This is a genomic window from Streptomyces sp. NBC_00887 (assembly GCF_045207585.1).
In genome coordinates, this window is sequence record NZ_CP108788.1 from 1887022 (window position 1) to 1906339 (window position 19318).

Genomic DNA, 19318 nt, shown 5'->3' on the forward strand with positions numbered 1-19318 from the left:
TTCCGGGGCACCCGACGGATTTCTCCTCAGGTGCCCCGGATCCGGAGAGTATCCGGTCGGACGCTGTAGGTGCTCGTCCTCCTTCTCAGAGCTTGGTCAGCTTGGAGTACGGGCTCAGGATCCTCCCCTGTCGCCCCGAGAAGTCGATGAGCACTGCGTCGTTGTCGCCCTCGACAGCAAGGACTCGGCCGAGTCCGAACTGGTCATGCGACACCCTGTCGCCCACATCGAAGCATTCGACCGGTGGGGCCGCCTGGGCCGGGCGGTTGAAGGGACTGGAAGGCAGGTGACGCCGGGATCCGGCTGACTGTTTCATTACGTTGAGTATGCGCCTTGGGAGCGCCCGACGCCATGCCCGACCACTCCCGGGGCCGCAGTAGTGCCGGATTCGTAATCAGCCGTTCCAGGGCCAGTCGGCGCTCCTGCCCGCTTCCAGCAGGGGCACCATGCGGAATGCCGCGTCGGAAAGACCCCCGAAGGTGTGGCGGTTATCGCTCCCCGAAGGGCCGTGCCCGATCCGGTACCCGGCGAGGTTCCAGGTGTAGACCGGAACGGTCGGCGGGATCCCCTCGGCGACGTCCCCGTAGTACGTGAACGAGGCCTGCTCATCGGTGACGATCAGCACCCTGTCGTGCTTCCTGTAGTGCCTGCGCACGGCCTCCACGGTGTTGGTTCCGCCCAGGCTGTGGAAGCGCTCCAGGATCTTCAGGACCGACTCGCCGCTGCGGTGGCGCACCGGCGCGCTGCTCGTGCCGAACTCCACCAGGTCGGCATCTGCGGCCCGCAGCGCGAGCGCCGCACCGAAGACGGCCGCGGCGTCGGCCCGGTTCAGCTGCGAGCGGTCCGAGAGCCGCGCCCACATGGAACCGGAACGGTCGACGAGGATCAGGGTGCGGCCGGGCAGTGCCGGAATGTTCGCCAGCGAGTGCCCGAGCGCCTGCTCCAGCGGGTAGGCCCAGCGCAGCGAGGGCGCGTGCTGGTAGGCCGCGAGGTAGCGGAAGGGGAACTGCCGGGAGGCCTTGACCGCCACCGGGTCGGAGATCCTCGCTGCCACCTCGGCCGCGACCGCGTCGGAGACCCCGGCCTCGTCGAAGTTGCGGAGGTTGCGTACGAGCGCCATCGCCCCCATGGAGGGAATGACCGCTTCCCAGACCGCGGCGTCCATCGGACCCTGCAGCCAGCCCGCGAGTGCCTCCCAGGTCATGCCTGCGGCGGCCAGCCGGTCCGCTCCACCGGGTCCTGTGACGACGGCGCGACGCTCGGCGACCGGCAGGTCCATCAGCGCCCGGTGGGCGGTCAGGGTCCGGTTCGAGACGGGCGGCACGGCGTCCTCGGGGTGGTGCCTGCGGTCCAGCGCGTACCGGAACAGCTCGCCCTGCCAGGCCTTGGCCGGGTCGGGCGCGGCGTGCACCAGGTTGAGGATGTCGCCGAAGCGGTACCCCTTGGACGCGGTGTCGTACTTCAGCAGCGCCTTGCCGTTGTAGAGCCGGCGTACGGCGTCGGCGATGCCGCGCTTGACGGGCTTGGGCACGGCACGGCCGTACTGGGAGGTCCAGTAGCCGAGCAGCTCACCGGGCTCGTCCGCACGCAGCAGCACCGAGTCCACGACCTGCCGGTTGGACGGGCCGTCCACGGTGCCCGCGTCGAGCCGGGCCTTCACGTACTCGGCGGCGCCGACGATCGACGCCGTACGCATCCCGCCCTCGCGGCGCAGCCAGTGCAGCAGCCCCGCGGTCCACTGCGGGTCCTCGACGGCGAGCTCCCGCACCAGCGCCGCGAACCGGCTGTCGCGCTCGTCGCCTCCCTCGTGGAAGGTCTGCTGCGACACGAAGTTCGCGACCGCGAGGAGGAAGAGCTCGGAGCGGCTGTCCCGGACATGTCCGACGGCGCCCTGGTGGTTGCGCGCGGTGCGCCCGGTGGACTTCACGGGCGAGGTGACGCGGGGCCTGCTGAGACGGGTATTGAAGCGTGCCATGTGAATTCCCCCCGAATTCGTGGGAGAAGGCACAGCGAATGGGGTGCCCGAGATCAGGAGTCGGCGACGGGCTCATGTCTGATGCTCTGTCCGATTGAGCTACCGGCCGTGGCCGGACGGGATTCGAACCCGCAACCTTCGGATCCGGGAAGTATCCGTTGCCTGCGCACCGGGCACCCCGACGCTTGTGCCTCCCGAGGTCAGGACGGCTGCGGCGTGATTTCTGGAAAGGAAGTAGCCGCTGCCTTCGCACCGGGAGGTGCATGGCCCTGACTCTAGGAGAACAACTGCGCGGCACGCGAGGGAATTTCCCTCGCGTGCCGCGCACCGGGCGGATGTCAGTGCCGGTTCGGCTGGCGCTTCCACGGGCCCGTGATGGCGAGCATGATTCCGGGCGACTGGATATTGGCGAACAGTGTCCTGCCGTCCGGCGAGAAGGTGACACCGGTGAATTCGCTGTACGAGGGGTCGTCCTCGGTGCCCGCGTTCAGGTCGTTGCGTGCGATCGCGTACGTACGACCGCTGTCCGTGGCACCGAAGAGGTGCTGGATGCCTTCGCCGTCCTCGGAGATGACCAGACCGCCGTACGGGGACACGGTGATGTTGTCCGGGCCGTCGAGGGCGCCGTCCTTGGACGGGTCGGGGTTGACGCCGAGGAGCACCTTCAGGGTGAGCGTGCGGCGCTTGGGGTCGTAGAACCAGACCTGGCCGTCGTGCTGGGCGGGGCTCTCGCTCCGGGCGAACGAGGAGACGAGGTAGGCACCGCCGTCTCCCCACCACATGCCCTCGAGCTTGCGGGCGCGGGTGACCTGGGTGGCGTCGAACTGCTTGCGCACGGGGACGGTCCTCGCGTCACGGTCGGGTACGTCGACCCAGTCCACGCCGTAGACCGTGCCGATCTTCGTGGCCCGGGCCAGGTCGTCGACGAACGCGCCGTTCTTGTCGAAGCACTTGGTGGCCTGCAGGACACCCGCGTCGTCGGCGAGGGTACGCAGCTTGCCGCGGCCGTGCTCGAAGCCGTGCGGCGGGACCCAGCGGTAGAGCAGGCCGTTGGGGCCCGACGCGTCCTCCGTCAGATAGGCGTGGCCCCGCTTGGGGTCGATGACGACGGCCTCGTGGGCGTACCGGCCGAACGCCTTGATCGGGCGCGGGTCGCGGTTGGCGCGCCTGTCGTAGGGGTCGACCTCGAAGACGTAGCCGTGGTCCTTGAGCAGACCGTTCTTGCCGGCCTTGTCCTCGGTCTCCTCACAGGTGAGCCAGGTGCCCCAGGAGGTGCTGCCGCCCGCGCAGTTGGTCGACGTGCCGGCGATGCCGACCCACTCGGCGGTGCGTCCGTCGCGGCGGGTCTCCACGACGGTGCAGCCACCGGCCGCGACCGGGTCGTAGACGTAGCCCTCGATGAGCGGGACGGGGTGCTCCCAGCCGGCCCTGGTACCGCTCAGCTCATGGTTGTTGACGAGGAGGGTGACACCGCGCGGGCCCTCGAAGGCAGCGGTGCCGTCGTGGTTGGAGGGGGTGGACTCGCCGGTCTCCAGCTTGGTGACACCGCTGTGCGTGACGATGCGGTACGAGAATCCGGCGGGCAGCGCGAGGATGCCCTTCGGGTCGGGGAGCAGTGGGCCGTAGCCCAGCTCCTTGCTGTGTCCGTGCCCGTGGTCGTGGTCGTCGTGGTCGTTCCCGTGTCCGTGCCGTGCGTCCTCGGCGGCCAGGGCACCCGGTGCGGTGGCCAGCGCGCCGACGGTGCCGGTGAGAGCGATACCGGCACCGGTGAGGGCGGACTGTCTGGTGAATTCCCTGCGAGTGAACGACATCACGGACTCCTGGTGCGACGTGGCCGGGTGGTTGGCGCGATCACACTCCCGCCCTCGCACCAACACCAGTTGAACGCCGCACGACTTCGAGCGGGCCCTGACGCCAAGCCCGTACGGCGTTTAAGGACGAACCCGGCATCCGGCCGTATCCCGGCCGCTCTCCGCTGGCCGAAAAGGCTCCCGCTCAGCTCCTGCCGCGCGACCGCGCCTTGAAGGCGGCCTTGCGTGCGGCCTTCGCTGTCCTCCTGTCGCGGTGCAGCCGTCCGATCGCCTCGAGCACATCGGCCGTCGCCGGGTGTTCCACCCGCCACGCCTCGTCGAAGAAGCCGCTGTGCTGACCGGAGAGCCCCTCTACCAGTTCCTGGAGCTCGTCCATGTCGCCGTCGGCGTCCAGTTGCGCGGCGATCGTGTCGACGGCGAGCCAGAAGATCATCGACTCCGGCGGGGCGGGCACGTCGGCCGCGCCCCGTTCGGCGAGCCAGACCCGGGCCAGCCCGCCGAGCTCCGGGTCGCCGAGCACCGCGCGCACCGCGGGTTCGGCCTCCGGGCCCACCAGGGCGAGGGCCTGCTGGCAGTGGAGCCTGCGCAGCGGGCCGCCCTGGTCCGCGCCGCGCGCCGCGACCAGCAGCTCGGCCGCGGCGGCCACCGCTCCGTCCGCTCCGTGCCGGCCGAGCCACAGCCCGACCTCGGCCAGGAAGGCGCCCTCGGGGTAGTACGCGATGCCGTCGAGGAGCGCGTCGGCACCCTTGTCCGCGAGGTCACCGACCGCGGGTGCGTCCACTCCGGCCTCCAGCATCCGCTCCCGGATGCCGTAGAAGCCGAGCGGCGTCAGTTTCACCAGCCCGTACCGGGTGACGTCCTCGTCGTCGGCGGGCGGCTCCGCCTCCTCGCCCTCCTCTGCCAGCAACGCCTCGTCCACCGGCCGGTATTCGACGATCCCGATGGGCTCGAGCAGCCGGAACTGGTCGTCCAGCCGCATCATCACCTCCGACACCTGTTCAAGGACGTCGTCGGTGGGCTCGCCCATGTCGTCGGGCACGACCATCGAAGCGGCGAGGGCGGGCAACGGCACGGGGCGCTCGCCCGGTCCACCGTCGGAGAGGCTGAGCAGGTACAGGTTGCCGAGCACCCCGTCGAGGAATTCGGCCTCGACGTCCGGGTCCCAGTCCAGGGCCTCGAAGTCGACGCTGCCGTCCTCACGGATGAGATCGGCGAAGTCGTCGAACGCCGGCGCGGTGGCGTCCGCGTGCACGGCCTCCAGACCGTCGAGCCAGATCGCGAGGACGTCCTGCGGGGATCCGGCGGTCAGCAGCGCCAGGTTCTCTCCGGCGGTGACGGTGCCCTCCGCTCCGTCGTCCGGCTCGCCGTCCTCGTCCTGCGGGTCCTCGACGTCCACGAGCCCGGCGTCGACAGCGAGGCGCCACGCCTCGCTGGCGGACGCGGCCCCGTCCTCGTCGTCGGTCAGACCGAGGTGCTCGGCCGCCGCGGGCAGCTGCGCTTCGACGAGCTCGCCACCGGCGCCGACCCGGGTCGCGGGTCCGGCCCAGCGGGCGAGCCGGACGGCGCGGGCGAGCAGCGGAGCGGCCAGCGCGTCCCGTGCCAGCTCGGCCTCGGTGTGCAGCCGCACCGGCGGCAGGGAGGGGCGCTCTGCGGACATCTGGGGGTTCTCCTCGGGCGTGCTCGGGACAGGTGCGGGGCGGAGCCGTTGCGCGGGCCCGGACCCGTTGCGCCGGGCCCCCGTGCGTACGGGCGGATCCCGTTGCGCACGGCGCGGGCCCTTGCGTACGGGCCTGGCGCCGCAGCCCCAGCGTAGACGCATTTCGTCCCGAGCCGCCCGGTTCTGCTACAGGCCCGCTCCGAGGCTGAGCACCGGGGTGTAGCGGTGCACACCGCCGCCGCTCGTACCCGGGTAGTTCCGGACCCGCTGCCACTGCGGTGTCGGGGACCCGACGCCCTCACCGGCCGAGGCGAGCGCGTCCACGTGGGCCTGCGCCGTCTCCCACTCGGCGTAGTTGAGCACGCGGTCGCCCCCCGTACCGAGGTGGAAGTACGCCGCGATGCCGCCGGGTGCCGGGGCCGGATCGGTGCCCAGTGCCTCGAACACCGCGTCCACCCAGGCCCGTTGGCGGGCCGGGTCCGGTCCGTCGAACTCGACGTCGACGATCACCACGCAGCCCGGCTCTCGGGTGTCGCCCTCCGTGACCCCCGAGCGGTACAGCTCGAACGTGCGCGGCCCGAGCCGTTCGATACCGGGGACGGCCGCGTCGATCTCTGCGTTGCGCGCGTCACGGCCGCCGCGCACGAAGTCCTGGTAGGCCTCCTCACCGGTCCACTGCGAGTAGTGGAGCAGCGTCCTGCCGTCCTCCCCGGTGTGCACGGTGTACGAGAGCAGGCCCGGGTGCGGCCAGTCACGGCCGGCCCATGCCGAGCGCACGGCTTCGACCGTCTGCCGCTGCCGCTCGGGGGAACCGACGTCCCAGGTGCTGACGTTGACGAGGCCCGAGTCGGAACGCCGGATCTCAGGGCGGGAGTTGAACTGCGTGGACGGCATGACGGTGCTCCTCTCCGCGCGCACTCCTTCGGTGCGCCGCCGGTTCACCCTCGTACGTCAAGCGCGCTCGAGGTCAAGGGCGGCGGGCCCTCGGCCGGGTGCTCGTGCCAGACTGCGCACCTGTGAACCTCCGACCGGCGACGCGCCACGATCTCCCTGCCGTTCTCGCACTCCTCGCGGACGAGGACCGGGTGGTGGACCCGGCGTCGGTCGTCGTCGACGCGGCCTACGAGACGGCCTTCGCGGCCATCGACAGCGATCCCAGGAACGAGATGCTGGTCCTGGCAGACGGCAACGGCGTCCTGGGGTGCCTGCAGATGACGTACATCCCCGGTCTCGGGAAGCACGGAGCCGAGCGTGCGCTGGTCGAGGCGGTGCGGATCAGGGCCGACCTGCGGGGCGGCGGTCTGGGGCGTGACCTCATGCGGCAGGCCGTGGAGCGAGCCCGGCTGCGGGGCTGCGCGCTCGTGCAGCTGACGAGCAACAGACAGCGGACGGACGCCCACAGGTTCTACGAGTCACTGGGCTTCGCCCGCAGCCACGAGGGCTTCAAGCTCCCTCTCTGACTCCGGCCGTCCCCCGGCTCATTCCGGCAGTTCGGTGCGCCACGCCGTCGTGTTCAGCTCGTCCATCAGGCGCAGGTCGTGGCCCTCCAGCGGGAAGACCCGGGCTCCCGTGTCGGGGGCGGGAGCGATCTCCAGGGCGTACCCCTCGATGAGGTCGCCGCCCTCCTTGGTGGAGACCCAGGCCAGGATCGACCTGACGGTTCCGCCCGGCTTCAGGGTGACGCCCTTCGCTCCCTGGTCGTTGCCGAACATCGAGCCGCCCGCGTTCACGGGGACGGGAATCCGCTCGCCGTCCTCACCCAGCGCCCGGACGGACGGATAGCCGTTCACGCGGTAGGGCTTCGTACCGCAGTTCACGAGCGTGAGGGGGACGGCCCGGTGGAACATCGCGGTCTGCACGGGGCCCACGTCGACCCGGACCCCGGAGGCGGGGCAGTCCGCCGTCGACTCGGCAGGGCTCGGAGCACCCTGGGCGGGTACGTCCGCCGTGACGGAGGGCGTGGGAAACGGCTCGGCGCGCACCCCGCCCGCGCCGGCCTGCGCGCTTCCGGTGCCCGCCGCGCTCGACGTCGGGCCGGGCTCCCCCTCGCCCGCGGGGACGAGGAAGCCGGAACAGCCGGAAAGCGCCAGCGCACCGGCCATGATCACTACCGCCGACATCGTTTTCCGTACCCGCATACCCGTGTACCCCCACCCCTGGAACGGTCTGCCGCCTGTCTGTTCGATCATGCCAGACGGTGAGTTCAGCATCTCTTCACCATCACTCCAAGCAGAACTAAGTGGACCTGTACGGACAGCCGCCCGGACACTTCCGGCATGACAGAAACCCCGGCCAGGCCCTTCGGCCGCGCCCTCTGCGCCATGATCACTCCGTTCGCGGCCGCCGGTGACCTGGACCTGGCCACCGCCCGCGAACACGCTCTGCGCCTGATCGGGGAAGGCTGCGACGGACTCGTACTGAGCGGCACCACGGGCGAGTCCCCGACCACCACCGACGAGGAGAAGACCGCCCTGCTGCGGGCGGTCCGCGAGGCGGTCGGCGACAGCGTCCCGCTCCTCGCGGGGGTCGGGAGTTCCGACACCCGGCACACCGTCCGGCTGGCCCAGGAGGCGGAGGCAGCCGGCGCGGACGGGCTGCTGGTGGTCACCCCGTACTACAGCCGCCCCCCGCAGGCCGCCGTGGAAGCGCACTTCCTCCGGGTCGCGGAGGCCACGGGCATTCCCCTGATGCTGTACGACATCCCGGGCCGCACGGGAACGAGGATCGAACCGCGGACCCTGCTGCGGCTGGCGGAGCACCCGCGCATCGTGGCGGTCAAGGACTGCGCGTACGACCTGCTCGGGGCGACGAAGGTGATGGCACGCACCCGGCTGGCCTACTACTCGGGCTGCGAGGAGATGAACCTTCCGCTGTACGCGGTCGGCGGCGCCGGCTACGTCAGTACGGTGGCGAACGTGGTGCCGCGCCGGATGCGGGCCGTCCTGGACGCCTTCGACGCCGGTGACACCGCGGAGGCGGCCCGCCTGAACGCGCTCACCATCGGCCTGATCGAGGCCATGATGGCCTCCGGTCTGCCCGGCACGGTCACGGCGAAGGCACTGCTCGACGCGGGCCCGGTCCGGGAACCGCTGCAGCCCGCCGGCCGCGAGGCGACCGACGGGCTGCGCAGGGTGTACGAGGAACTTCTCGCCGTTACCGGTTAGTTGTGGCTGTGCAGTACGTCGTTGAGGCCGCCCCAGACCGCGTTGTTCGGACGGGCCTCGACGGCGCCGGAGACCGAGTTGCGGCGGAAGAGGATGTTCGAAGCACCGGAGAGCTCCCGGGCCTTGACGACCTGCCCGTCCGGCAGCGTGACCCGCGTGCCGGCCGTGACGTACAGCCCGGCCTCCACGACGCACTCGTCGCCGAGCGCGATCCCGATGCCGGCCTCGGCGCCGATGAGGCAGCGCTGTCCGATGACGATGCGCTCCTTGCCGCCGCCCGACAGGGTGCCCATGGTGGACGCGCCGCCGCCGATGTCGGAGCCGTCACCGACGACGACGCCCGCGGAGATGCGGCCCTCGACCATGGAGGTGCCGAGCGTGCCCGCGTTGAAGTTGACGAAGCCCTCGTGCATCACGGTCGTGCCGGCGGCCAGGTGCGCCCCGAGGCGGACCCGGTCGGCGTCGGCGATCCGTACACCCTTGGGCGCGACGTAGTCCGTCATCCGGGGGAACTTGTCCACCGAGGTGACCTGGAGGTGCAGGCCCTCCGCGCGGGCGTTGAGCCGCACCTTCTCCAGGTCGTCGACGGCCACGGGGCCGAGCGAGGTCCAGGCGACGTTGGCGAGGAAGCCGAAGATGCCGTCGAGGTTCTGCCCGTGGGGCTGGACGAGGCGGTGCGAGAGCAGGTGCAGCCGCAGGTAGGTGTCGTGCGCGTCGAGCGGCTTGTCGTCGAGCGAGGAGATGACCGTGGCGACGGCGACGACCTCCACCCCCCGACGGGCGTCCACACCGATGGCCCTGGCCGCGCCCTCGCCGAGCCGGTTCACCGCCTCGTCTGCGCCGAGGCGCTGCGTGCCTGCCGGCCCGGGGTCGGCGACGAGCTCGGGGGCGGGGAACCAGGTGTCGAGGACGGTGCCGTCACCGGCGATGGTGGCGAGGCCGGCGGCGACGGCGCCGGTGGTGCGGGCGGAGCCCTGGGAAGTCGTGTCGGTCATGAACAGAACCTAACCGCCCGGGCGGTGCGCGGGCGAACCGGTCTCAGGACGGGGAGGCCGCCCGTCCGGTCCCGGCGCACGCTAGGCCGACGGGGTCGCCGCCCCCGGCAGGCCGGTGGGCGGACAGGTGCGCGGCGTCGTGGAGGCGCGGCTTGCGGGGGCCGCCCGCCGTGCCGCCAGCACGGCCACCCCCGCACCGCACGCCACGGCTGCGCAGACCGGCCGGAGCAGGGCGGGCGAGGCCACGCAGAGCGCGCCACCGCGACGCGGCGCCAGGACCTGGCCGCTGATGGACGCACCCCCGTACAGGCTCTGGAAGCGGCCCTGCGCGTGGGCGGGTGCCTGGTCGGCGGCCGTCCGGCGGCGGTGATCAGCGCGCGGCACCGTCCACGATCCTGGCCAGCATCTCCCGGGCGTACTCCGGATCGAAGTCGCTCCCGGTAAGGAGCACCTGCAGGCTGATCCCGTCCAGCAGGGCGACCACGGCCCGCGCGGTGGCCGGGTCGGTGCGGTCGGCCAGCAGGCGGCTCACGCCGTCGGTCCACTCCGCGGCGACGGGCCGCAGGGCAGGCCTTCGCAGGGCGGCCAGATACAGCTCGTACTCCAGCTCCAGCGGGCCGCGGCCGCCCTCGAAGCACTCCGTCAGCAACCGTGTCAGCTCGTCGGCGAGATCGGCGTCCGGGTCCGCGAGGTACGCACTCTCCCTCGCGACGCGGGCGAAGTCGTCGTTGCACCGGCGCAGCGCCGCGATCAGCAGTTCGTCGAGCGAGGCGAAGTGGTAGGTCGTCGAGCCGAGCGGCACGTCGGCCTCGGCGGCCACGGAGCGGTGGCTGAGGCCCGCGATACCCCGGTCCGCGACGACACGGATCGCCGCGTCGATGATGCGGTCGCGCCGCTCGGGGTCGTAACGGCGCACCATCAGTGGGCACCGCCGAGGTTGAGCACCACGACCCCCGCGATGACGAGCGCGATGCCGGCCAGCTTGGCGGCCCCCGCGGACTCGCCCATCCACAGGATCCCGATGGCGGCGACGGCCGCCGTGCCCGCACCCGCCCAGATGGCATAGGCGGTGCCGACGGAGAGCGTCTTGAGGGTCTGGGCGAGCAGCACGAACGCCAGCACGTAGCCCACGACCGTGATGAGCGAGGGCCACAACCGGGTGAATCCTTCGCTGTACTTCATGGCCGTCGTCCCGGCCACCTCGGCCGCGATCGCGACGGCCAGCAGTCCGTATCCCATGCGTACGAGTGTACACATCGTTGTGTACGACCGTACACAACAGCTGGGGTGTCCTCCCCGGACGCACTGTCGTCACGGGACGCTACGGTGTCCCGACCGGTCGTACCGGATGATGAATGCACGACAACAACACAACGGAGTAGCAGTGGCGCAGGACGCAGGGTGGGGCGGCGGCGCGCACGGGGGCGCACCGTACGGCGGATTTCCGTACGGGGGGCCTCCGGGGCCGCCGGGATGGGGCGGCTGGGGTCCGCCGTCGAAGCCAGGGGTGATACCCCTCGCGCCTCTCAGGCTCGGGGATGTACTCAACGGTGCGTTCTCGACGATGGGCAAGTACTGGAAGCAGCTGTTCGGCCTGGGCATCGCCCTGTACGGCGGCGCGGCACTGCTGATGGCGGCGGCGGTGGCCGTCGCCTACTCCGCGGTCGCCGATCCGCTGGAACGGGTGGTCTCGCTCGACTACGAGGAGGAGGCGGTCTCGTCGGACGTCGTCTCGCTCGTGACCGCGGTGGGCGCCCTCGCGGTACTCGGGATCGTCACGATGATGATCGTCTCGGGCCTGATGTACGCGGCGGTCCCCACGGTGCTTCAGGAGGCGGTGCTGGGCAGGCCCGCCGACTTCTCCACCGTGTGGCGCCGGGCCTGGTCCCATCTCACCCCGGTGATCGGCACGCTGCTCCTCACGGCGCTGATCGTGGTCGTGCCTGTGGCGCTGATCATGACGGCCTTCGTCGGGGTGATCATCGCTGCGGTCACCCTGGAAAGCGACTCCGGCGCGGCCACGGCCATGACGGTCGGCATCCTCGGCGCCCTGGCGACCGGGCCGCTGGCCGCCTGGCTCTGGGTCAAGTTCTGCCTGGCACCGGCGATCGTGGTCTTCGAGGGCCAGCGCCCGGTGGCCGCCCTGCGCCGCTCCGCCCAGCTGGTACGCGGCGACTGGTGGCGGATCTTCGGCATCACGCTGCTCGTCTACGTCATGGCCGCGACGGCCGGCTACTTCATCCAGATGCCGTTCTCGATCCTCGGCATGTTCCCCGGCATCATCAGCACGTCCTCGCTGGACGACGACCCGAGCCCCACGGCGATCGTGGTCGCGATGAGCGGCTACTTCGTCGCGATGATGCTGGGACAGATGCTCAGCCAGATCATCTCGACGACGTTCCCGCAGCTGGTGACCGGTCTGCTGTACGTGGACCGGCGGATACGGACGGAGGACCTGGGCCCGGTACTGGCCGAGGCGGCCGGCGTACCGCAGCAGGGCGGGGCCCCGTACGGAGGCCAACCCGGCCGGGCCCCGTACGGAGGGCAGCAGGGCGAGGCCCCCTACGGTCCCCCGCGGTAGCGGACGGACTCAGTCCACGAGGGAGTTCTTCGGGCGCAGTACGCAGAACTCGTTGCCCTCGGGGTCGGCCAGCACCACCCAGGTCACGTCCTCGCCCTGCCCCACGTCCAGCCGCCGGGCACCGAGCGCGATGATCCGCTCGACCTCGGCGGCCTGGTCGTCGGGCGCCAGATCGATGTGCAGCCGGTTCTTGACCGTCTTCGCCTCTGGTACGGGGAGGAAGCACATGCCCGGCATCGCGAACTCGTCGGCACCGATGACGATCTCGCCCTCGTCCTCGAACAGCACCTGCCAGTCCATGACACGGCACCAGAAGCGTGCCAGCGACGGCAGATCGTGGGCGTCGACGGCGAGGTGGTAGAAGCGAACGGCCATGCCCGCCAGTCTGCCTGGCGGGCATGGCCGTTCGTCGTACCGAAACGGGGCGACGACTGGACTCAGACGTTGAAGCCCAGTGCGCGAAGCTGCTCGCGGCCGTCGTCGGTGATCTTGTCCGGGCCCCACGGCGGCATCCAGACCCAGTTGATCCGCAGCTCGTTGACGATGCCGTCCGTCGCGGACTTCGCCTGGTCCTCGATGACATCGGTCAGCGGGCACGCCGCGGACGTCAGGGTCATGTCGAGGGTGGCGATGTTGGCGTCGTCGATGTGGATGCCGTAGATCAGGCCGAGGTTGACGACATCGATGCCCAGCTCGGGGTCGACCACGTCGTACAGCGCCTCGCGGACCTCCTCCTCGGAGGCCGGCTTGGTCGTAAGAGTCTCGTTCTCGCTCATGCCGTCTTCCCTTCGGACAGCGCCTGCGCCGTCGCGTCCTTCCACGCCATCCAGCTCAGCAGCGCGCACTTGACCCGGGCCGGGTACTTGGAGACACCGGCGAACGCGACCGCGTCCTCCAGCACCTCCTCCATCGCGTCGTCCGGCTCCAGCTGGCCCTTGGACTGCATCAGTTCCAGGAAGGTCTCCTGGATCTTCTGCGCCTCGCCGAGCTGCTTGCCGACCAGCAGTTCGTTGAGCACGGAAGCGCTGGCCTGGCTGATGGAGCAGCCCTGGCCCTCGTAACTGACGTCGGTGATGGTCTCGCCGTCGTACTTCACACGGAGCGTGATCTCGTCGCCGCACGTCGGGTTGACGTGATGCACCTCGGCGTCGCCCTCCCGCAGGCCACGCCCGTGGGGGTGCTTGTAGTGGTCCAGGATCACTTCCTGGTACATGGAGTCAAGCTTCACCAGTCAACCCTCGCCATTAACCGAAAAAGTTCCGCACGTGCTCCAGGCCGTCCACCAGGGCATCGACCTCGGCGGGCGTGGAGTACAGATAGAACGACGCTCGCGTCGTCGCAGGAATTCCGTACCGCAGGCACACCGGCCGTGCGCAGTGGTGTCCGACCCGGACCGCGATGCCCAGCTCGTCGAGTACCTGGCCCACGTCGTGCGGGTGGATGTCGCCGAGCGTGAAGGAGATCGTCGCGCCGCGGTCCTCGGCCGTCGCAGGACCGATGATCCTGAGGTCGGGGACCTCCAGGAGCCGCTTCACCGCGTACTCCGTGATCGCCTGCTCATGGCGGTGGATGTTCTCCATGCCGATGGCCGAGAGGTAGTCCACGGCCGCGCCGAGGCCGACGGCCTGCGCGATCGGGGGCGTACCGGCCTCGAACTTGTGCGGCGCCGGAGCGTACGTGGACGAGTGCATCGACACGGTCTCGATCATCTCGCCGCCACCGAGGAACGGCGGCAGGTCCTCCAGGAGCTCCTGCCGCCCCCAGAGCACGCCGATGCCGGTCGGGCCGACCATCTTGTGGCCGGTGAAGGCCACGAAGTCGGCCTGCAGCGCCTGCACGTCGAGCACCATGTGCGGGGCGGCCTGCGAGGCGTCGATGCAGACCAGCGCGCCGACCTGCTGCGCGCGACGGATGATCTTCTCGACCGGGTTGATCGTGCCCATGATGTTGGAGACCAGCGTGAAGGAGACGATCTTCGTCTTCTCCGTGATGATCTCGTCGATGTTGGACAGGTCCAGCCGGCCGTCGTCCGTGATGCCGAACCACTTCAGCTTCGCGCCCGTGCGCTGCGAGAGCAGCTGCCACGGCACGATGTTGGAGTGGTGCTCCATCTCCGTGGTGACGATCTCCGTGTCGCTGTCGACCCTGTAGGGCTCGTCCGCCCAGCCGAGCATGTTGGCGACGAGGTTCAGCGACTCCGAGGCGTTCTTGGTGAAGATCACCTCGTTGCGGCTGGGTGCGTTGATGAAGGCCGCGACCTTGTCGCGAGCGCCTTCGTACAGCGCGGTGGCCTCCTCCGCGATCGTGTAGACACCGCGGTGGACGTTGGCGTTGTGCCGCTCGTAGTACTCGTTGAGCGCGTCGAGGACCTGGCGCGGCTTCTGCGAGGTCGCCGCACTGTCCAGGTAAACGATCTTCTTGCCGTCGTGGACCGTGCGGTCCAGGATCGGGAAGTCCTTGCGGATCGCCTCGGTGTCGAGGAGGCCGGAGAGCCCCTGTCGGGCGTCAGTCACGCGGAAGCGCCACCCTTCGTGTAGGCCTCGTAGCCCTCGTTCTCCAGCGTGTCAGCGAGCTCGGCGCCACCGGAGGCGGCGATCCGGCCGTTGGCGAAGACATGCACGTAGTCGGGCTTGATGTACTTGAGGATGCGTGTGTAGTGCGTGATCAGCAGGGTGCCGACCTCGCCGGTCTCGCGGACCCGGTTGACGCCCTCGGAGACGGTCTTCAGCGCGTCGACGTCCAGGCCGGAGTCGGTCTCGTCGAGGATCGCGATCTTCGGCTTGAGGAGCTCCAGCTGGAGGATCTCGTGGCGCTTCTTCTCACCGCCGGAGAAGCCCTCGTTGACGTTGCGCTCGGCGAAGGCGGGGTCCATCTGGAGCCCGGCCATCGTCTCCTTGACCTCCTTCACCCACGTACGCAGCTTGGGCGCCTCGCCGCGGACGGCGGTGGCGGAGGTGCGCAGGAAGTTGGAGACCGAGACACCGGGGATCTCGACCGGGTACTGCATGGCGAGGAACAGGCCCGCGCGGGCGCGCTCGTCCACGGACATCTCCAGGACGTCCTCGCCGTCCAGGGTCACCGTGCCGCTCGTGATCGTGTACTTGGGGTGACCCGCGAGCGAGTAGGCGAGGGTCGACTTGCCGGACCCGTTGGGGCCCATGATGGCGTGGGTCTCGCCCTGCTTCACGATCAGGTCGACGCCCTTGAGGATCTCCTTCGTGGCGTTGTCGGCCTCGACGGAGACGTGCAGGTCGCGGATTTCAAGCGTTGCCATGGGTGACTCAGGACTCCTGGGTGACGGAGACGAGCACATCGTCCCCTTGGATCTTTACGGGGTATACGGGGACGGGGCGCGTCGCGGGAAGACCGGACGGCTTGCCGGTGCGGAGGTCGAAACTCGATCCGTGCAGCCAGCACTCGATCGAGCAGTCCTCGACCTCGCCCTCCGACAGCGAGACGTTCGCGTGCGAGCAGATGTCGTTGATCGCGAACACCTCGCCCTCGGTGCGGACGACGGACACCGGCGTGCCGTCGAGCTCCACCCGCTTCGGGGTGTCGTCCTCCAGCTCGCTCAGCGCACAGGCTTTGACGAAGGCCATCAGACCGACGCCTTCAGCTCGGTCTCGATCTTGTCGAGGAGACGGGCTTCGACGTCGGGCAGACCGATCTGCTGGACGAGCTCGGCGAAGAAGCCGCGCACGACGAGCCGGCGGGCCTCCTCGGCCGGGATACCCCGGGACTGCAGGTAGAACAGCTGCTCGTCGTCGAAGCGGCCGGTCGCCGAGGCGTGTCCGGCGCCGACGATCTCGCCGGTCTCGATCTCGAGGTTCGGTACGGAGTCGACGCGGGCGCCGTCGGTGAGAACCAGGTTGCGGTTCATCTCGTACGTGTCGGTGCCCTCGGCGGCGGCCTGGATGAGGACGTCACCGATCCACACGGCGTGCGCGCCGTCGCCCTGGAGCGCGCCCTTGTAGGCCACGTTGGACTTGCAGTGCGGGGCGTTGTGGTCGACCAGGAGGCGGTGCTCCTGGTGCTGGCCCTTGTCGGTGAAGTACAGACCGAAGAGCTCCGCCTCGCCACCGGTGGACGCGTAGGCGACCCGGGGGTGGATGCGGACGACGTCGCCGCCGAAGGTGACGACGATGGACTTGAACGAGGCGTCCCGGCCGATCAGCGCGTTGTGCTGACCGACGTGGACGGCGTTCTCGTCCCAGTCCTGGACGGAGACGACGGTGAGCTTCGCTCCGTCACCCAGGACGTAGTCGACGTTCGCGGCGAGCACCGCGTCGCCGGTGTGGTCGATGACGACGACTGCCTCGGCGAAGGCACCCAGCTCGATGACCTGGTGGCCGTAGGCCACACCGCCCTGGCCGTGCACGGCGATCCGGACCGGCTCGGTGAGCACGGCCTCCTTGGCGACCGTGACGACCGAGGCCTGCTGGAAGGACGAGTACGCCTGGGCGGCGACCCGGTCCACGGGCGTGCCGGCCCTGCCGAGCCGCGCGTCGTCGCGGCCGACGGTCTCGACCGTGACGCCGGAGGGCGCCTCGATCACGACCTTGACCCCGTCGCCGGTGGCGACGGCGGTGCCGTCGTGCAGTCCGCGCAGCCGCTCCAGCGGCGTGAACCGCCACTCCTCCTCGCGGCCGTGCGGGACCGGGAAGTCCGCGACGTCGAAGGAAGGGGGGGCGCTCATGCGCGTGGCGACGGTGGACTCGGCCGCCACCGCGATGGACCCGGCGGTGGTGGAGCCCGCCGGAATGTTCTGAGCCTCAGCCATGGCTGTCGTAGTGCTCGCTTTCTCAGTCAAATGTCAGGGGGTTCCGGTCGGCGGGCCTGCTAGCCGACCGAGCCCTCCATCTGCAGCTCGATCAGCCGGTTGAGCTCCAGGGCATACTCCATGGGCAGCTCCTTGGCGATCGGCTCGACGAATCCGCGCACGATCATCGCCATGGCCTCGAACTCGGTCATGCCGCGGCTCATCAGGTAGAAGAGCTGGTCCTCGGAAACCTTCGAGACGGTCGCCTCGTGACCCATCGACACGTCGTCCTCGCGGACGTCGACGTACGGGTAGGTGTCGGAGCGCGAGATGGTGTCGACGAGCAGTGCGTCGCACAGCACGTTCGACTTGGCGCCGGGGGCGCCCTCACCGATCTCGATCAGACCGCGGTAGGAGGTGCGGCCGCCGCCTCGTGCCACCGACTTGGAGACGATGTTGGAGGAGGTGTTCGGGGCCATGTGCACCATCTTGGCGCCGGCGTCCTGGTGCTGGCCCTCGCCCGCGAAGGCGATGGACAGGGTCTCGCCCTTGGCGTGCTCGCCCATCAGGTAGATGGCCGGGTACTTCATGGTGACCTTGGAGCCGATGTTGCCGTCGACCCACTCCATGGTCGCGCCCTCGTACGCCACGGCGCGCTTGGTGACGAGGTTGTAGACGTTGTTCGACCAGTTCTGGATGGTCGTGTAGCGGCAGCGGCCGCCCTTCTTCACGATGATCTCGACGACCGCGGAGTGCAGCGAGTCCGAGGAGTAGATCGGCGCCGTGCAGCCCTCGACGTAGTGGACGTAGGCGTCCTCGTCGACGATGATCAGCGTCCGCTCGAACTGGCCCATGTTCTCCGTGTTGATACGGAAGTAGGCCTGGAGCGGGATCTCGACGTGCACGCCCTTCGGCACGTAGATGAAGGAGCCGCCGGACCACACGGCCGAGTTCAGCGAGGCGAACTTGTTGTCACCGACGGGGATGACGGTGCCGAAGTACTCCTGGAAGAGCTCCGGGTGCTCCTTCAGCGCGGTGTCGGTGTCCATGAAGATGACACCCTGCGCCTCGAGCTCCTCGTTGATCTGGTGGTAGACCACCTCGGACTCGTACTGCGCGGCGACACCGGCGACCAGGCGCTGCTTCTCCGCCTCGGGGATGCCGAGCTTGTCGTACGTGTTCTTGATGTCCTCGGGCAGGTCCTCCCAGGACTCCGCCTGCTTCTCCGTGGACCGCACGAAGTACTTGATGTTGTCGAAGTCGATGCCCGACAGGTCCGAGCCCCAGTTCGGCATGGGCTTCTTGCCGAACAGCTTCAGGCCCTTGAGACGGAGCTTCAGCATCCACTCCGGCTCGTTCTTCTTCTCCGAGATGTCGCGGACGACAGCTTCGGACAGGCCGCGCTTCGCCGCCGCGCCTGCCGCGTCGGAGTCGGCCCAGCCGAATTCGTACGTGCCCAGGCCATCGAGCTCAGGGTGGGCAGTCTCCGTAGGGAGCGTCATGCGGGGTTCCTCCCGGCCGTACTTGCAGATGCTGATGGGGTGGTCTGTGGTGCTGCGGGGCTGCTGCGCGGAACGAACGTCGTGCACACCCCGTCGCCGTGGGCGAGGGTGGCCAGACGCTGTACGTGCGTCCCGAGCAGGCTGGAGAAGAATTCCGTCTCCGCCTCGCACAGCTGCGGGAACTGCTCGGCGACGTGCGCCACCGGGCAGTGGTGCTGGCACAGCTGCTCGCCCTGCTGGGGGCCCGGCGCGCTGCGCGCCGTAGCAGCGTACCCGTCGGCCGACAAGGCCTTGGCCAGCGCCTCGGTCCGTGCCTCGGGGGCCACGGCGTCGACCGCGGCGCGGTACGTCTCCCACTGGGCGGCCATCCGCGCGCGGGCGAAGGCGACGAGCGCCTCGTCCCCGCCCGTTTCGGCGATCCAGCGCAGGGCGTCGGCGGCGAGCTCGTCGTAGGACTGGTCGAAGGCGTCCCGGCCGCAGTCGGTCAGCGCGAACACCTTGGCCGGGCGGCCACGGGTGCGCGCTCCGTACACCCGCTGTTCGCGGGCCTCGACGACGTCGTCGGAGACGAGGGCGTCGAGATGGCGGCGTACGGCGGCCTGGGTCAGGCCGACGCGCTTGGCCAGATCGGCGGCGGTGGACGGGCCGTGATCCAGGATGGAGCGCGCGACACGGTTGCGCGTCGAGCGCTCACCGGTCGCGAGTTCCTCCTGAGGAGCCTCGCCAACGTATTTCACAACGCCATTGTTGCGTAATTCATCCGGGCCTGACAACCCGCCCCCGGATCGGGCGCGGTGCGCTTCATCACTTAGGCGAACCTAAGTTGACCTGCGGAAATGATGATCTCCGGCAAGGCTTCGCAGGTGGGAGGTCC

The 19318-nt window shown here is 69.9% G+C and carries 22 protein-coding genes; 3 read left to right on the forward strand and 19 right to left on the reverse strand.

The genetic code is table 11. The features are described from left to right. Positions 1-85 precede the first annotated feature (85 nt). The 5 genes from OG844_RS08650 to OG844_RS08670 form a co-directional block, all read right to left on the reverse strand. Entirely contained in the window at positions 86-316 is a 231-nt protein-coding gene (locus tag OG844_RS08650; RefSeq protein ID WP_014156926.1) for a hypothetical protein, read from the reverse strand. A gap of 78 nt (positions 317-394) precedes the next feature. After that, the gene (locus tag OG844_RS08655; RefSeq protein ID WP_406389271.1) at positions 395-1975 is read right to left on the reverse strand and encodes a TROVE domain-containing protein; all 1581 of its coding nucleotides are present in this window, start codon (positions 1973-1975) and stop codon (positions 395-397) included. Between the two features lie 338 nt (positions 1976-2313). Continuing rightward, positions 2314-3786, reverse strand: coding sequence for an alkaline phosphatase PhoX (locus tag OG844_RS08660; protein ID WP_406389272.1), 1473 nt, complete (start codon positions 3784-3786; stop codon positions 2314-2316). A 184-nt stretch (positions 3787-3970) separates the two neighbouring features. Then, positions 3971-5443: a hypothetical protein gene (locus tag OG844_RS08665; RefSeq protein ID WP_406389273.1), complete on the reverse strand. Its 1473-nt coding sequence runs from the start codon at positions 5441-5443 to the stop codon at positions 3971-3973. A gap of 186 nt (positions 5444-5629) precedes the next feature. Next, positions 5630-6337, reverse strand: coding sequence for an antibiotic biosynthesis monooxygenase (locus OG844_RS08670; RefSeq protein WP_406389275.1), 708 nt, complete (start codon positions 6335-6337; stop codon positions 5630-5632). A gap of 122 nt (positions 6338-6459) precedes the next feature. On the opposite strand from OG844_RS08670, the gene OG844_RS08675 reads away from it, so the two are divergent. Further along, positions 6460-6903, forward strand: a complete 444-nt coding sequence (locus OG844_RS08675; RefSeq protein WP_406389277.1) for a GNAT family N-acetyltransferase — start codon at positions 6460-6462, stop codon at positions 6901-6903. Positions 6904-6921: 18 nt separating this feature from the next. Here the strand turns inward: OG844_RS08675 and OG844_RS08680 are convergent, their stop codons facing one another. After that, positions 6922-7581: a DUF4232 domain-containing protein gene (locus tag OG844_RS08680; RefSeq protein WP_406396053.1), complete on the reverse strand. Its 660-nt coding sequence runs from the start codon at positions 7579-7581 to the stop codon at positions 6922-6924. A gap of 138 nt (positions 7582-7719) precedes the next feature. On the opposite strand from OG844_RS08680, the gene dapA reads away from it, so the two are divergent. Continuing rightward, positions 7720-8607 (forward strand): 4-hydroxy-tetrahydrodipicolinate synthase, encoded by an 888-nt coding sequence (gene dapA, locus OG844_RS08685; protein ID WP_406389278.1) that lies wholly within the window; start codon positions 7720-7722, stop codon positions 8605-8607. Here the strand turns inward: dapA and dapD are convergent. From dapD to OG844_RS08705, 4 genes are all read right to left on the reverse strand, one after another. Continuing rightward, complete coding sequence (gene dapD / locus OG844_RS08690) at positions 8604-9602, reverse strand: 2,3,4,5-tetrahydropyridine-2,6-dicarboxylate N-succinyltransferase (RefSeq protein ID WP_351174238.1); 999 nt, start codon at positions 9600-9602, stop codon at positions 8604-8606. The two genes, dapA and dapD, sit on opposite strands and share 4 nt — an antisense overlap. 81 nt (positions 9603-9683) lie before the next feature. Beyond that, positions 9684-9986: a hypothetical protein gene (locus tag OG844_RS08695; protein ID WP_406389280.1), complete on the reverse strand. Its 303-nt coding sequence runs from the start codon at positions 9984-9986 to the stop codon at positions 9684-9686. Further along, the gene (locus OG844_RS08700) at positions 9973-10521 is read right to left on the reverse strand and encodes a TetR/AcrR family transcriptional regulator (protein ID WP_406389281.1); all 549 of its coding nucleotides are present in this window, start codon (positions 10519-10521) and stop codon (positions 9973-9975) included. Before OG844_RS08700 ends, OG844_RS08695 begins: the two co-directional genes overlap by 14 nt. Continuing rightward, on the reverse strand, positions 10521-10841 hold the full coding sequence (locus OG844_RS08705) for a DMT family transporter (RefSeq protein WP_406389283.1): 321 nt from the start codon (positions 10839-10841) through the stop codon (positions 10521-10523). Before OG844_RS08705 ends, OG844_RS08700 begins: the two co-directional genes overlap by 1 nt. A gap of 325 nt (positions 10842-11166) precedes the next feature. Between OG844_RS08705 and OG844_RS08710 the strand changes: the two genes are divergently transcribed. Continuing rightward, positions 11167-12183, forward strand: coding sequence for a hypothetical protein (locus tag OG844_RS08710; protein ID WP_406389285.1), 1017 nt, complete (start codon positions 11167-11169; stop codon positions 12181-12183). 9 nt (positions 12184-12192) lie between these two features. Here OG844_RS08710 and OG844_RS08715 read toward each other — a convergent pair whose 3' ends face one another. The 9 genes from OG844_RS08715 to OG844_RS08755 all read right to left on the reverse strand — a co-directional run bounded on the left by OG844_RS08715 (position 12193) and on the right by OG844_RS08755 (position 19181). Further along, a complete protein-coding gene (locus OG844_RS08715; protein WP_406389287.1) occupies positions 12193-12558 on the reverse strand; it encodes a VOC family protein in 366 nt (121 codons plus the stop codon). A 62-nt stretch (positions 12559-12620) separates the two neighbouring features. Beyond that, positions 12621-12959, reverse strand: coding sequence for a metal-sulfur cluster assembly factor (locus OG844_RS08720; protein WP_014156915.1), 339 nt, complete (start codon positions 12957-12959; stop codon positions 12621-12623). After that, on the reverse strand, positions 12956-13411 hold the full coding sequence (gene sufU / locus OG844_RS08725; protein ID WP_329212275.1) for a Fe-S cluster assembly sulfur transfer protein SufU: 456 nt from the start codon (positions 13409-13411) through the stop codon (positions 12956-12958). Before sufU ends, OG844_RS08720 begins: the two co-directional genes overlap by 4 nt. A gap of 16 nt (positions 13412-13427) precedes the next feature. Further along, a complete protein-coding gene (locus tag OG844_RS08730) occupies positions 13428-14696 on the reverse strand; it encodes a cysteine desulfurase (RefSeq protein ID WP_384611488.1) in 1269 nt (422 codons plus the stop codon). Further along, positions 14693-15457: a Fe-S cluster assembly ATPase SufC gene (gene sufC, locus OG844_RS08735; RefSeq protein ID WP_406389290.1), complete on the reverse strand. Its 765-nt coding sequence runs from the start codon at positions 15455-15457 to the stop codon at positions 14693-14695. Before sufC ends, OG844_RS08730 begins: the two co-directional genes overlap by 4 nt. Positions 15458-15464: 7 nt before the next feature. Further along, positions 15465-15782, reverse strand: coding sequence for a bifunctional 3-phenylpropionate/cinnamic acid dioxygenase ferredoxin subunit (locus OG844_RS08740; protein WP_329212268.1), 318 nt, complete (start codon positions 15780-15782; stop codon positions 15465-15467). Beyond that, the gene (sufD, locus tag OG844_RS08745; RefSeq protein WP_406389292.1) at positions 15782-16963 is read right to left on the reverse strand and encodes a Fe-S cluster assembly protein SufD; all 1182 of its coding nucleotides are present in this window, start codon (positions 16961-16963) and stop codon (positions 15782-15784) included. The genes OG844_RS08740 and sufD overlap by 1 nt, the downstream gene beginning before the upstream one ends. Positions 16964-17022: 59 nt before the next feature. After that, entirely contained in the window at positions 17023-18444 is a 1422-nt protein-coding gene (gene sufB, locus OG844_RS08750) for a Fe-S cluster assembly protein SufB (protein WP_329212265.1), read from the reverse strand. Beyond that, on the reverse strand, positions 18441-19181 hold the full coding sequence (locus OG844_RS08755; protein WP_406389294.1) for a helix-turn-helix transcriptional regulator: 741 nt from the start codon (positions 19179-19181) through the stop codon (positions 18441-18443). Before OG844_RS08755 ends, sufB begins: the two co-directional genes overlap by 4 nt. Between the last annotated feature and the right edge of the window lie 137 nt (positions 19182-19318).

Bases quoted from the DNA above. Each gene is read 5' to 3' on its own strand.
- OG844_RS08655 (WP_406389271.1), bottom strand. From the start codon at position 1,975: ATGGCACGCTTCAATACCCGTCTCAGCAGGCCCCGCGTCACCTCGCCC.
- OG844_RS08700 (WP_406389281.1), bottom strand. From the start codon at position 10,521: ATGGTGCGCCGTTACGACCCCGAGCGGCGCGACCGCATCATCGACGCG.
- OG844_RS08740 (WP_329212268.1), bottom strand. From the start codon at position 15,782: ATGGCCTTCGTCAAAGCCTGTGCGCTGAGCGAGCTGGAGGACGACACC.
- OG844_RS08705 (WP_406389283.1), bottom strand. From the start codon at position 10,841: ATGGGATACGGACTGCTGGCCGTCGCGATCGCGGCCGAGGTGGCCGGG.
- OG844_RS08660 (WP_406389272.1), bottom strand. From the start codon at position 3,786: ATGTCGTTCACTCGCAGGGAATTCACCAGACAGTCCGCCCTCACCGGT.
- dapD (WP_351174238.1), bottom strand. From the start codon at position 9,602: ATGACCGACACGACTTCCCAGGGCTCCGCCCGCACCACCGGCGCCGTC.
- sufD (WP_406389292.1), bottom strand. From the start codon at position 16,963: ATGGCTGAGGCTCAGAACATTCCGGCGGGCTCCACCACCGCCGGGTCC.
- OG844_RS08670 (WP_406389275.1), bottom strand. From the start codon at position 6,337: ATGCCGTCCACGCAGTTCAACTCCCGCCCTGAGATCCGGCGTTCCGAC.
- OG844_RS08715 (WP_406389287.1), bottom strand. From the start codon at position 12,558: ATGGCCGTTCGCTTCTACCACCTCGCCGTCGACGCCCACGATCTGCCG.
- OG844_RS08720 (WP_014156915.1), bottom strand. From the start codon at position 12,959: ATGAGCGAGAACGAGACTCTTACGACCAAGCCGGCCTCCGAGGAGGAG.
- OG844_RS08710 (WP_406389285.1), top strand. From the start codon at position 11,167: ATGGGCAAGTACTGGAAGCAGCTGTTCGGCCTGGGCATCGCCCTGTAC.
- OG844_RS08650 (WP_014156926.1), bottom strand. From the start codon at position 316: ATGAAACAGTCAGCCGGATCCCGGCGTCACCTGCCTTCCAGTCCCTTC.
- sufB (WP_329212265.1), bottom strand. From the start codon at position 18,444: ATGACGCTCCCTACGGAGACTGCCCACCCTGAGCTCGATGGCCTGGGC.
- sufC (WP_406389290.1), bottom strand. From the start codon at position 15,457: ATGGCAACGCTTGAAATCCGCGACCTGCACGTCTCCGTCGAGGCCGAC.
- OG844_RS08680 (WP_406396053.1), bottom strand. From the start codon at position 7,581: ATGCGGGTACGGAAAACGATGTCGGCGGTAGTGATCATGGCCGGTGCG.
- OG844_RS08665 (WP_406389273.1), bottom strand. From the start codon at position 5,443: ATGTCCGCAGAGCGCCCCTCCCTGCCGCCGGTGCGGCTGCACACCGAG.
- dapA (WP_406389278.1), top strand. From the start codon at position 7,720: ATGACAGAAACCCCGGCCAGGCCCTTCGGCCGCGCCCTCTGCGCCATG.